Origin of the sequence: Streptomyces sp. NPDC102437, from assembly GCF_044765565.1 — a bacterium.
Taxonomy (GTDB): Bacteria; Actinomycetota; Actinomycetes; order Streptomycetales; family Streptomycetaceae; genus Streptomyces.
Genome location: NZ_JBIWKI010000089.1, coordinates 1 through 11,261, shown reverse-complemented (window position 1 = coordinate 11,261; position 11,261 = coordinate 1). Strand labels below are relative to the sequence as shown.

Annotated in this window: 12 protein-coding genes and 1 pseudogene; 7 read left to right on the top strand and 6 right to left on the bottom strand. The window is 66.8% G+C overall.

The features are described from left to right. Nucleotides 1–172: 172 nt before the first annotated feature. Nucleotides 173–892, bottom strand: a complete 720-nt coding sequence (locus tag ACIRJP_RS40915; protein ID WP_404186075.1) for an IS6 family transposase — start codon at nucleotides 890–892, stop codon at nucleotides 173–175. Between the two features lie 85 nt (nucleotides 893–977). Between ACIRJP_RS40915 and ACIRJP_RS40910 the strand changes: the two genes are divergently transcribed. Further along, a complete protein-coding gene (locus tag ACIRJP_RS40910) occupies nucleotides 978–1,469 on the top strand; it encodes an NUDIX hydrolase (RefSeq protein ID WP_404186079.1) in 492 nt (163 codons plus the stop codon). A gap of 156 nt (nucleotides 1,470–1,625) precedes the next feature. Here ACIRJP_RS40910 and ACIRJP_RS40905 read toward each other — a convergent pair. Next, nucleotides 1,626–3,061: pseudogene (locus tag ACIRJP_RS40905) on the bottom strand (IS1380 family transposase). 571 nt (nucleotides 3,062–3,632) lie between these two features. Here ACIRJP_RS40905 and ACIRJP_RS40900 point away from each other — a divergent pair. The 5 genes from ACIRJP_RS40900 to ACIRJP_RS40880 all read left to right on the top strand — a co-directional run bounded on the left by ACIRJP_RS40900 (nucleotide 3,633) and on the right by ACIRJP_RS40880 (nucleotide 6,453). Then, nucleotides 3,633–3,770, top strand: a complete 138-nt coding sequence (locus ACIRJP_RS40900) for a hypothetical protein (RefSeq protein ID WP_404186073.1) — start codon at nucleotides 3,633–3,635, stop codon at nucleotides 3,768–3,770. A 55-nt stretch (nucleotides 3,771–3,825) separates the two neighbouring features. Continuing rightward, nucleotides 3,826–4,221, top strand: a complete 396-nt coding sequence (locus ACIRJP_RS40895; RefSeq protein ID WP_404186071.1) for a hypothetical protein — start codon at nucleotides 3,826–3,828, stop codon at nucleotides 4,219–4,221. A gap of 321 nt (nucleotides 4,222–4,542) precedes the next feature. Next, nucleotides 4,543–4,812 carry an ATP-binding protein gene (locus tag ACIRJP_RS40890; protein WP_404186077.1) on the top strand — a complete coding sequence of 90 codons (270 nt, stop codon included), beginning with the start codon at nucleotides 4,543–4,545 and terminating at the stop codon, nucleotides 4,810–4,812. Between the two features lie 57 nt (nucleotides 4,813–4,869). Then, nucleotides 4,870–6,057: a PP2C family protein-serine/threonine phosphatase gene (locus ACIRJP_RS40885; protein ID WP_404186069.1), complete on the top strand. Its 1,188-nt coding sequence runs from the start codon at nucleotides 4,870–4,872 to the stop codon at nucleotides 6,055–6,057. A 99-nt stretch (nucleotides 6,058–6,156) separates the two neighbouring features. Beyond that, nucleotides 6,157–6,453 carry a hypothetical protein gene (locus ACIRJP_RS40880; RefSeq protein ID WP_404186081.1) on the top strand — a complete coding sequence of 99 codons (297 nt, stop codon included), beginning with the start codon at nucleotides 6,157–6,159 and terminating at the stop codon, nucleotides 6,451–6,453. 481 nt (nucleotides 6,454–6,934) lie between these two features. Here the strand turns inward: ACIRJP_RS40880 and ACIRJP_RS40875 are convergent, their stop codons facing one another. The 4 genes from ACIRJP_RS40875 to ACIRJP_RS40860 all read right to left on the bottom strand — a co-directional run bounded on the left by ACIRJP_RS40875 (nucleotide 6,935) and on the right by ACIRJP_RS40860 (nucleotide 10,737). Beyond that, nucleotides 6,935–7,333 carry a peptidase inhibitor family I36 protein gene (locus tag ACIRJP_RS40875; RefSeq protein ID WP_404186067.1) on the bottom strand — a complete coding sequence of 133 codons (399 nt, stop codon included), beginning with the start codon at nucleotides 7,331–7,333 and terminating at the stop codon, nucleotides 6,935–6,937. A gap of 586 nt (nucleotides 7,334–7,919) precedes the next feature. Then, entirely contained in the window at nucleotides 7,920–8,582 is a 663-nt protein-coding gene (locus tag ACIRJP_RS40870) for a hypothetical protein (RefSeq protein ID WP_404186065.1), read from the bottom strand. Between the two features lie 94 nt (nucleotides 8,583–8,676). Beyond that, nucleotides 8,677–9,567: a NucA/NucB deoxyribonuclease domain-containing protein gene (locus ACIRJP_RS40865; RefSeq protein ID WP_404186063.1), complete on the bottom strand. Its 891-nt coding sequence runs from the start codon at nucleotides 9,565–9,567 to the stop codon at nucleotides 8,677–8,679. A gap of 384 nt (nucleotides 9,568–9,951) precedes the next feature. Next, nucleotides 9,952–10,737, bottom strand: coding sequence for a MerR family transcriptional regulator (locus ACIRJP_RS40860; RefSeq protein ID WP_404186061.1), 786 nt, complete (start codon nucleotides 10,735–10,737; stop codon nucleotides 9,952–9,954). Nucleotides 10,738–10,743: 6 nt separating this feature from the next. Here ACIRJP_RS40860 and ACIRJP_RS40855 point away from each other — a divergent pair, with 6 nt between their 5' ends. Next, nucleotides 10,744–11,034, top strand: a complete 291-nt coding sequence (locus ACIRJP_RS40855) for a hypothetical protein (RefSeq protein ID WP_404186059.1) — start codon at nucleotides 10,744–10,746, stop codon at nucleotides 11,032–11,034. Nucleotides 11,035–11,261: the final 227 nt, after the last annotated feature.

Here is an 11,261-nt window from a genome sequence, read left to right as displayed (position 1 = left end):
TTCAGATCACCGCGCCACCCAGCCCCGTCCCACTGGGCTGACACCCTCACAACGAGTCATCAACTGACCTTGACAACCACATTGGGAATCAGTAGCAGCAAGGAGAAGGGCGTTGTCACGTTGGTGAGGTGTTGATCGATTGAGGGCGCGTAGGGGGCAGGCGGGGCCTGGGTCACGCTGCGGTGGGCGGGGCGGTGGCGCTGGTGATCTGGTCCCAGATGGCGAAGCGGGTGGTCATCTCGGCGCGGTATTCGGTGGCGGTCATCAGGTGGCGGCGGGGCCGGAAGTGGGGTGAGATGCCGCTGAACGCGGCCAGGAACTGCTGGGCTCCGCCGACGCTGCGGAAGCCTTTCATGGCGCGTTCGCGCTGCCGGGTGGGCTGATGACTGTTCTCGGCCCGATTGTTCAGGCCCTTGTGGGAACGGTGCTCGACCCAGGGCATGACCTCGCGGTGGGCCGCGCCGTAGGAGCGCAGCTTGTCGGTGACGACCACCCGGGGCACTGTACGGGTCTTCTTCAGCAGCCTGCGGAAGAACCGCCTGGCCGCAGCGGTGTCCCGCCGGTTTTGTACGAGGATGTCCAGGACGGTGCCGTCGGCGTCGACGGCCCGCCACAGGTACTTCTGCTCTCCGTTGATCTTGATGAAGACCTCGTCCAGATGCCATTTGTCCCCGGGCCGGGGCTGCCGGTGGCGCAGCGCGCCGGCATAGGCCTGCCCGAACTTGGCGCACCAGCGGCGGACCGTCTCATAGGAGACGAACACGCCGCGCTCGAGCATCAGTTCCTCGACCTCGCGGAAGCTGAGCGGGAAGCGGTGGTACAGCCACACGCAGTGCGCGATGATCTCCACCGGGTACCGGTGCCCTTTGTACGACGGCGGCGCGCTGTCCACGGACGACCCCTCCCAGCATGACCAACCAGAAGATCATCCCACCCGGTCAGTCAACGTGACAGTGCCGTTCTAAGCTGGCGAGGTGATGAAACCGGAGGGGAGCCTGGTGCCGCGCCCGGGTGCGCGCGTGGTGTTGCTGGACGATGCCGGTCGGCTATTGCTGTTCTCTGCCCTGAACAAGGAGGACGGTTCCGTTCGGTGGTTCACCCCTGGAGGCGGGCTCAAGCCAGGCGAAAGCTACGAGCAGGCAGCCCTGCGGGAGTTGCAGGAAGAAACCGGGCTGACGAATCTCTCGCTGGGTCCGGAGATTTGGCGAGGGCGCCCGTGGACAGCGGTCCGGGGCGGCGTCGCTTATGAGGTTCACCAGCGCTACTACATGGCCCGGGTGCCTGCGTTCCAGGTCGATACCTCGGCTTTCGAGGAGATCGAGAAGGCCGCGATCACCGGGCATCGCTGGTGGACCACAGCGGAACTGGCCGCGACCTCAGATGTGCTGCGGCCGGCTGAGCTGCCGAAACTAGTGGCGTCCTTGCTGACCGACGGCCCACCGGACCGACCGATCCCTGTAGACGGCTGAGCACACGTTCTTAACCTCGCCGTTTCAGTTGAGGCTGGTGGCTGGCTGAGCGGGGTTGTTTGGAGTGGTGTCGGTTGGTGGGCATGGTGGGGGCCCGGCGCGGTGGGCCGGGTTCTCCGAGGTCCTTCGGGTCGCGGGGGATCAGGGGGTGGTCGCTCAGGTGGCGGGGCGAGGCAGGGCGGCCAGGCGGTGGAATGCGGCCGTGAGTTCATGTCTCCAGGGCCAGGTCGCCGATATCCGCAAGCGCAGGCGGCGGCTGCCGCGGGTGATCCGGGCGGCGACGTGCAGGATTCGATAGCGCAGTCTCTTGGGTTCGGCGGTGGCCAGATCGCCGTCCAGCAGGAGTACGCGGGTCCAGGCGAGGAGGTCGATCGCCGTGAGGCTGAGTTCGAGCCAGGCAGCGTTGACCGGGAAGTGGCGGGAGGGGAAGCGGCCGAAGCCGGTGGTCTTGCCGCACCTGATGTGGTCCTCGACGGTGGCGTGTCCGCGGTGGCGGACCTCCAGAAGCTGGGCGGAGCCCCCGCTGGCGATCGGTGTGTCGGTGAGGAAGACCTGGTGCCGCAGGCCCTCGTCCTGGTCGAACAGGGACAGTTGGGCTCCGGGGTGCGGTCGCTCGCGGCGCACGATGATGCGGGTGCCGTCCGGATAGCCGGCAAGGTCGACCATGCCGGTCAGCTCGGCGACCGAGGCGCCGGCGCGCAGTGTTCCGTCTTGGTCCAGGGCGGGGTGCCAGACCTGTTCGGGCAGGGCCCGGATCGCGCGGCGGACCGGTGCGGTGACCGCGTGTCCGACCGAGAAGAAGGTGGGGATTCCTCGTATCCGCACGTCTCGGACGTGGGCGAGGAAGGCTTTCGCTGATCCGGCGCTGTCGGTGCGGATGAGGATGTCGGTGCCGTGCCGGTGGGCGTCGGGGATCTGTGCGAGAGCGTCGTTCAGCACCGTGATGTGATCGGCGGCGGTGTTGGCTCCGGCGTTGCCGGGTCGCAGCCGCCCGGACATGCCCTCGCCGGTGGTGGCCAGGAAGCACACCAGAGGGTGGAATCCGAAGCCGCCCTTGTAGGTGGGTGCGGCTTGGTCCTTCTCGGAGTGGCAGGTGACGGTGTGGCGTCGATGTCCAGGACCGGGCCGGGCAGTTCCCGTCCGCCGGCCTTCACCGCTGGTATGCCGGAGCGGGTCTCGGTGGCCTGCAGCCAGGCGACCTCTCGTGCCTGGGCGCGGGCCGCTCGCAGCCGAGCGAGTCCGGCTTCGTCGATGTCGGCGAGCAGCCGCCGGGCAGTCGGGGTTGAGGCGACCGGGCCGAACACTTCGCCCTGGTCGCGCAGCACGGCCAGATCCGTGATGGTCTCGCCGCCGTCAGCCATCATCACCGCGAGATCGGTGGCGATCCGGCCCGGGTCATGACCAGTGCCACGTGGCCGAAGCGGTCTCAACGCGGTGGAGTATTCGCTGGTCAGCCCGGTGACATCGGCAAGATCAGCCAGTAGCCGTGTCCCGGCATGACTCACTACCCCCGCACCGTCAGCAGAGACATGAAGCTTGGGACGCGAACCGATACCCTGCACGCAGAAAGTGCCTTCCGCCTGGACCGACAGAACCCCTCGACAAGGTTCATCGTCCCAGTTCAGAAGGCACTTTCGCGTTGCCGCACAGAAATTGCCCCCACCCCAAGTGAAACGGCGAGGTTAAGCACACCGCCGACCAATAGCCGGCCGGACGCGAGGCCGGGCCCTTCCGAACCGCGCCTGTCAGGGGCACGGACCAGCAGGGCCCGGGACAACCAAACTGCGCGGCTACAACCTCAACGACCAGACCCGCTCCTTGAAGATCAACCGCAACGACTGCGGCTGAACCCCCAGGAGAACATGACGAGGAGAACGGGGCGTTCCACTGAGTCCCGAGGTAGAGCGCGGCGGATCTGCGGGAGCGCTGCCTGGGCTTCCTCTTCGGCTTCCCGAGCCTGCCCATCCAGCTGGACGGGGGTGACATGGCAGGCGACCTCTGAGCTGAGTGCGCCGAGCGAGACCGGCACCGGCTGCGCGAGGCCCGCCTGACGCACTGCCACGCCCCGCCGCCGCCCCCCCCGGTACGACTTCCCACCCGCCAGAGTGACCCCTGTCCGGCAGTAACGATTCTTCGCCGGTCGGGGGCCGGAGCATGTGGGGCATGATTCGTCATCTGCGCCGTACCGCGCTGTGCACGGCCGTTTCGGCTTTCGCCGGTCTCGCGCTCACCGCCGCTCCCACGACCGCCACCGCGGCAGCGGCCGCCCACTCCCACCACGCAGGCACCTACTCTCCGTGAACTGCCCGAGCCGCCGGATGCGGTCAAGGCCCGCGAGCTCCTGGCCGGCCTGGTCGTGGCCGACGAGAACGACGTCCCCGGCTACTCCCGGGCGAAGTTCCCGCACTGGATCACCCAGTACGGCACCTGCGACACCCGCGAAGTCACGCTTCAGCGCGACGGCCAGGGCGTCGTCCAGGACGACCAGTGCCGCGCCATCAGCGGCACCTGGTACTCCGAGTACGACGGGAAAACAGTCGAGTCCGCCTCCGGTATCGACATCGACCACATCGTCCCACTGAAGGAAGCATGGCGGTCCGGGGCGGCGCGGATCTGCACCAGGCACACGAGAAGCGGTGCGGAAGGGCCCTCCTCGATGATGGCCGGCCCGTCCTGTTGGCCACCGTTTCAAGCGTTGTCGGCGGTGGGTGCGATGATCCCCGAGGTGGGCAGGAGCACGCCGAAATCCTGATTCAGGGGTGGGGCTCGAATGGAAACGTGGCAGGAGCTTTCGACGCTGGTGCAGGACTGGTCGGGCGAATTGCTGAGACCAGGCCCGAGCCCCACCATCAGGAAGCGAGCGACAGTGCGGTCTCTCTTCTTCTGCTTGGCCCGGTTCAGGTTGTCAACGCTCCGAGGATGGAGAGTCGCCTCCGTAACTCGCTGACCGAGCTGGCATGCTGGATCTACTTCCATCCCGGGGCCGGCCCGCAGGACCTCGAAAGAGATCTCCACCCCAAAGGAAACCGGAGCAAACAAACGCGGGACTCGCAATCCTCCCGACTGAGGGAACCTGGACAAGAAGGGTGCGAAGCTGCTCTTCCAGATCTTCACAGAACGCGAGGAGTGCAAGGCGACCGCGGTGGCCACCAACTCCCCGTTCGCCGAGTGGGACAAGGCCTTCGGCGACCCCAGGCTCTGCGCGGCCATCGCCGACCGCATCACCTTCCGCTGCACGCTCATCAGACCGGCACCGACTCCTACCGCTTCCAGGCCACCGAAGCCCGCCGTCAAGCCACAACCACACGGTGATGCCCGCTCTCCTGCACCCCTGCCGTCCTGAGCAGCTTCGAAAGGGGGGCCAAGGGCCGTGGTGGACCGATGAAGGAAAGGCGCCAGAGTGACTGAGCACGACATGACGGTCGAGGGGCTGCTGGCAGCGGTGGAACAGGCGCCGCCAGTGGATTCCGTTGCAGTGGTTGCCCAGGCTCTTGCCGGGCAGATGGATGCCCGTGAGGTCCGCTTCTGGATCATCGACTTCACCGGCGACGTCTTGCTGTCTCTACCGGTGGCGAATGACACGGAAGGCGAAGGCGGGGACCAAGACCACATCGACCTTCGCGGCACCCTCCACGAGGAGGTGATCCGCTCCCAGCAGCTGCAGATCACCCAGACCCCCGAGCCGGCGAGCGGATACCGGGTGCTGGCACCGGTGACCACCCATGGAGATGCCATCGGCATCCTGGAGGTGACCACAACCGTCAAGCCCAGCCCACGTCACCATCACCAGATCACGCAGGCCGCCCAAGCCCTGGCCTACGTCGTCACCTCCAACCGGCGCTTCACCGACCTCTACGAATGGGGCCGGCGCAGCATCCCGCCCACCCTGGCCGCTGAAATCCAGCACAACCTTCTCCCACAGGCTCTGTCCTGTGAAGCCGGGCCAATCACTTTCGCCGGCGCCCTCCAGCCAACGCACGACATCTCCGGCGATACCTTCGACTACAGCCTGGACAGGCAGACTCTGCACGTCTCCATCACCGATGCCATGGGCCACCACACCTACGCCGCACTACTGGCCACGCTCATCGTCGGCTCCCTGCGCAACACCCGGCGAGCCCGGGCCTCTCTGGCCGAGCAGGCCCGGGCAGCACACCAGGCCGTCTTGGACTACGGCCAAGACGCCACCGTCACGGGCCAGCTCCTGAACATCAACCTGTCCACAGGCCACGCTCTGTTCGTCAACGCCGGCCACCCCTGGCCACTGCGACTGCGCAGCGGCCGGGTCAGCGAGATCCAACCGGAAGTGGACCTGCCCTTCGGCGCACCCTGGGACGGCCACTACCGCGTGCAAGACCTTCACCTGGCCCCCGGAGACCGACTGGTTCTGATCACCGACGGGATGACCGAACGCAACACCACCGCCCTGGACCTACCCGCCCGCATCGAAGCCGACGCCGACCTCCACCCCCGCGAAGCCGTTCGCTCCCTCATGCGCGCCCTCCACCAAGCCACCGAAGGAAACCTGCTGGACGACGCCACCGTCATCTGCCTGGACTGGCACGGGGGCCTTGACCCCGGATTGTGAACACGTCTATGCGGCTTGGGCCAGGGTAGTTGCTGCGGTTGGAGGCCGTTCTCGTAGGCGATCGGGGATCTTTGGCCGAGGCGGGAGTGCCTGCGTCGGGTGTTGTATCGGGTCAGCCAGCGGAAGGCGTCGATCCTGGCCTCGCGCTCGCTCGGCCAGGCCTCCGCCAGCAGGTCATTGGTCGCCGTCACGGCCAAGACGAACCGGTCCAAGGCCGATCGGGACCCGGCCGAATGGCTGCCGTCGGCCGCATCCGTGCAGTGCCCCTACGCCTCCGACTGGGTCGCCACCAAGCTCCGCTGGAAGCTCACCGCGGACAGCAAGGAACGTGCCGCACTGGAGAAGATCGCGTCCAACTGCTCCAGCACCGTCGTGAAGTACGAAGCCGCCCCTTGACCAAACGCGATGCCTCACTTCTGGAGCTGGGGCCATAGACCTCCCGACAAACGGTGTACCGCCCCACGACCCTGCCGCGAGCTGGGCGCAGAGATGCCCGATGTGCAGGCGGGCGAGGGCCAGCAGGGCCTGCCGGCCAGTGCCCAACCGGCGCCAGTGGCTGCCTTCGCACGACGTGCTCGCTCGGTGCAGGGCAACGGCATCGCGGTGCACGGCGAGCGTGCGGTGGCCCTCGCACGCGCTCTGCCTGGTCTTCACCGGACAGCCGCACCCCGCTGGCGCTGTGCCGCATCGTGACCGCATGCGCTATAGTTGATCTTGAAGGTTTGCCGCAACCTACGGTGGCTGACACTGCGTTGGTCGTCCAAGGAAAGACGCCCCGCTTCCTGCGGGGAAATGCAGGTGCAAGGCCTGCCCAGCGCTCGCTCACGAAGCCCTTCCCTCCACCAGGGAAGGGCTTCGTCACGTTCGCCTCGGGTGTTCAGCCGCAGTCGTTGCGGTTGATCTTCAGGGAGCGTGTCTGGTCGTTGAGGTTGTAGCTCCGCAGATCATGGATGGAGCCGCCGCTGCGGGTCACGCAGACCCAGCGGCCGGAGTGGTTCCGCTTTTCGTAGACGCGGGCGGTGCGGTCGGAATTGTTCCGGATGGAGCTGCCCCGGTCCCGGATCGCGGAGGGCAGGTCTTTGACGCTGCCGTCGACGGCTCGGCGGACCCAGGGCTGGCCGCCAAAGTTGATTTCGGGGTAGATGCACACGTAGTCGGGCGGGCACTCGATGCCGGCCCGTACCGTGCCGGTGCTGCCCGAGGCGGAGGCGGGAACGGCCAGCGAGGAGGAGGCCAGGGCGGCGACCGCCGCGGCACGCATCACGTTTTTGATCACGGCACTACACATACGGGCTGATCGGCGCAGGAAGAACGACTTGGCCTGCGTGGTCACCCTGACGGAGGAGCGCAGCGGGGGGTGCAACCGGCGTGAGCACGGTTGCGGAGACCGTCATTCTCTGTTCCGGATGCGAAAGCGGCCCGCATGGCCTGGTCTGGCCCACAAACATGCTCTTGCCGCAGTAGGTTTCAGAGGCGGCTGCCCGACCGAACGGCCATGGCCCGCTCTCCGATACGTCGCCCTTGATCAGCAGGAAGGTGCGTCGGCCGGTAGCAGGCAGGCGGGCACCAAGAGGGCTGATCAGCGATCACGTGTACCGGCGCGCTCCCGCGCCGCGAGGGATGTGGGCGCCCCCGGCGAGAACGCATCGAGAAGCCGTGGTGCCGCTGGGATTGCTCGCTCCCACCCGTACGGTCAACTCGCGGATCACGCAGCCGGCACGGGAGGGCGAACACACACCTCGGGGCCTCCGAAGTCGCGGGCGCCAACCGTCCCACCCGCGCAGATCACGAAGTCCACGGTTCCCGACACGGCCGCCACGAACGCTCGCATTTCCCAGATCTCCGACAGCTCAGGCACTCAGTCAGTCGGGGGGCCTGGGGGTACGGGTGTGGAGCTCGGCCTGCGCGGAGGCGATGGGCGTCTCTTCGGCGGGTGTGGGAGGAATCGCTGCGTGGTCCGCTTCCGCGGCCTTCGCCGCCGTGTACTCCTCGGCGCTGGTCGTGCGCCTGCGCCGGCCGGTCTGGTCGGTGAGCCGGTGACGGATCTCCGGTGCCTGGGAGGCAGCCCAGATCTGGACGAGGTGCTGCTCCAGGACGGTGTCGCCTTCGTCTGCGCAGATGTCACCGGCGGCGGACGCCGCGTCCCGTCCCCGGGCATGGATCCGGACCCTCCACCACTGGTACTCCTCTTCGTCCCCGAGGAGGGGGACTTCCACCAGGTCTTCGGAGAGAGGGTCACCCACGAGCGGTCCCTCGGCCGGGAAGTACATGCTGACCTCGACGACCTCGTCCCAGCCGTCGACGCTCAGCGGGGGCTCGGAGGCGGTCACGTCGAAGACGACATCGACGTCCCCGTAGGAGGTCCCGGTCAGGACGGTCGCGTAAGTGGACTCCGTGTTGAGGTAGACGAGTCCGTTGCCCGCGAGGGTGTCGTCGATGTCCTGGTCCGGTTCCTCGGCGTCCGTGTCCAGCAGAACGTACTGATGGTGCGACACCTGCACACGGGCAGGGCCCTGAAGCGTCATCGTCTTTCCCGTTTCTCTTTTCCCGGAACATCGTGCTGCGGCTCGTCCACCCCGGCAAGGTGAGCGAGCCGCAGCACAAGCTGTGCGTCGTGGGTCAGACCACGACCCAGAAGCCATCCTTGTTCACGAGGCGTTCCTGTTTGTAGAACCCGATGATCCGGCCGCCCTGCTTGTCCTGCTCCCCCTCCGGAACCATGGCGATACCGCGGCTGGCCGCCGGGAGCGCCGTGCCCCCTTCATGGGTCCTGGCGAACGGGTACTCGTCGCAGGACTTCCCGACCGGCGGCTTCGCCTTCCCGCATACGGCGCGCCGGTTCGCGGCGGCTTTCTTGTCATCGGTGAGGCGGTGCAACGGGTGCCCGGAGCCGGGCCGGCCGTAGTGACCGCCCTTCGACTGAATCCGGCGGATGTTCTTCGCGATCTCCGGCAGCGTGCTCATCGTCTTCAGGGTGGGCTTGAACTTCGGGAAGACGCACCCAGGACGCACCAGCCTGCGGGTGTTGGCCACGTTCCAGAACGTGTCGTCGCAGCGGAAGCCCAGGGAGGAGTACGAGAAGCCGCCCAGCGTGTAACCGGGCTTGGTGAACGAGAACGTGTACTTCGCCGCGCTGGAGTGCGTCTTGTTCTTCTTGACTCCGTCGGAGTAGTCGACCTTCCCCGAGAAGGCGGACCCCAGGGTGTGCCCCGGCACATGACTGGACGCCTTGCACGGACTGCCGCAGGAAACCGACACCCCCATCCGGATACCGCCGGCCTTGCCGACGATGTTCGCCTTGCTGACGCGCATGGTCTCCGACCACTTCAGCGACTTCTTGTTGAGGGTCATCTCGTGGCTGATCGTGAACGTCGCCGTGCCAACCACGACACGGTTATCGAGCACCCTCACCGTTCCCTGGACGGTCTCGCATTCCGTAGTGCGGTCGTAGATGATCTTGCCGACCTTGCACGTAGCGGCAGCGGCACCGATGCCTGTGACAGCCGTCATAGTCCGGGCCCGATCAACGCGGGCCTCCAGGCTGCCCGGGCCGGGCTGAGCCGCTGCTCCCAAGCATGTACCCGCGAGCGCTGCCGCTGCGGCCGCGCTCACGGCAGTACGCATCCATCGCGTTGACACAGTGCTTCCCCCTCGCTGCCGTATCACCCAGGCACCGTGTGCACCTGACATGCCGACAGCGCGACGAAGCTACGTCCGCAGCGGAGACCAGGCCCCTCCCCCTCCACCTAAACGACTCAATACCTGCCGCGAATGTCCTATTCCAGTCACCCGTAACAGAACGAGCTCATCACCACCGAACAAGGACATGACTAAAAGTGCCGTATCAGGCAATGTCCGTCCTGCCGTTCGCCGCGCGCTGACTGTTTTCTGCACTCAGCCCGTAGCGTCGAGGTGTGCACGGATGAGCATGTCGATTCGCTGCCATGCCGAGGACGCGGCGTTGACCGCGCCCTGGATGAGGGCAGGGATCTCAGAGGCTGCATCCAAATCGGGCAGTTCATCGGAGCCGTAGCGTTCTCGGGTCGCGTCGGCGATCCGGCGGGCAAGGTCGTCGATGCGGGGATCGCCGGCGTCGAGGTCGTGCGCGTGGTCGTAGTCGAGGAAGAGCTGCCGCAGCGCGGGGTCGGCCAGGATCTCGGCCTGCTCCTGAAACAGTGTGATCGCTTGGTCCGGGTGCGTGGCGAACACGAGGATCCACAGGTCGCGTTGCAGATCCACCCAACGCGGGGTGAATCCCCAGCCGTCCAGGTGCTGTAGATAGGTCGTGACCTCGGCGGGCAGCGGTGCCAGATGCCCGGCGCCGAGCTGGCGCAAGCGCCCTTGCGTCGCCCGCAGGCCACCGATGCGGGCGGTGAGCCCGGCGTCGATCTCCCGCAGCGCCTGCTGAAACTCTGCGTCGGTCGCCGATCTCAGGTCCCTGATCCGGGCCAGGGGGACGCCGGCGTCAGCCAGGGTGCGGATCTTGATCAGATCAATGACGGCGTTCGCGCTGTAGCGCCTGTAGCCGGATGCATCGCGGTCGGGCTCGGGCAGCAGCCCCTTGTCGTGATAGACGCGGACGGTCTTGGTCGACACTCCGACGTACCTGGCCAGCTGCCCGATGGTGATCACCTGGCCATCGTCCCACTTGACCTTTCCCCAAGGGCAGGGTTGCAGCATGGCGTCATGGTGAACACGGACATCGATCTGGAGACCCTGCGCGAGCTGGCCGACGAGGGCAACGAAACCGCCTTGGACCGGCTGGCCAACCTCGCCGACGCAGCCGACAACCTTGAGGAGCTGAGCGATCTGCTGGACGAGGGATCCATGCAAGCCGGGTTCCTGCTCACTCGACGCGCGGCCGCGACCGGCAACCTGCGTGAGCTGCAACGGATCTGCGATGCCGGGTACGACGACGCCGGGAACGAGCTGAACCGACTACTGAAGGGGCCCGCCGACGAACAGAGGGACCAATAAAGATCTGGCTTCGTTCACGTGTGCGGGACGCTGACGGCTGGACGAGCTGAAGGGCCTCGAGGGGGCGTTGTCACGTTGGTGGGATGTTGATCGATTGAGGGCGCGTCAGTGCGTGTAGCGGTCTGGGCGGGAACCTGGGTCACGCTGTGGTGGGCGGGGTAGTGGCGCCGGTGATCTGGTCCCAGATCACGAAGCGGGTGGTCATCTCGGCGCGGTATTCGGTGGCG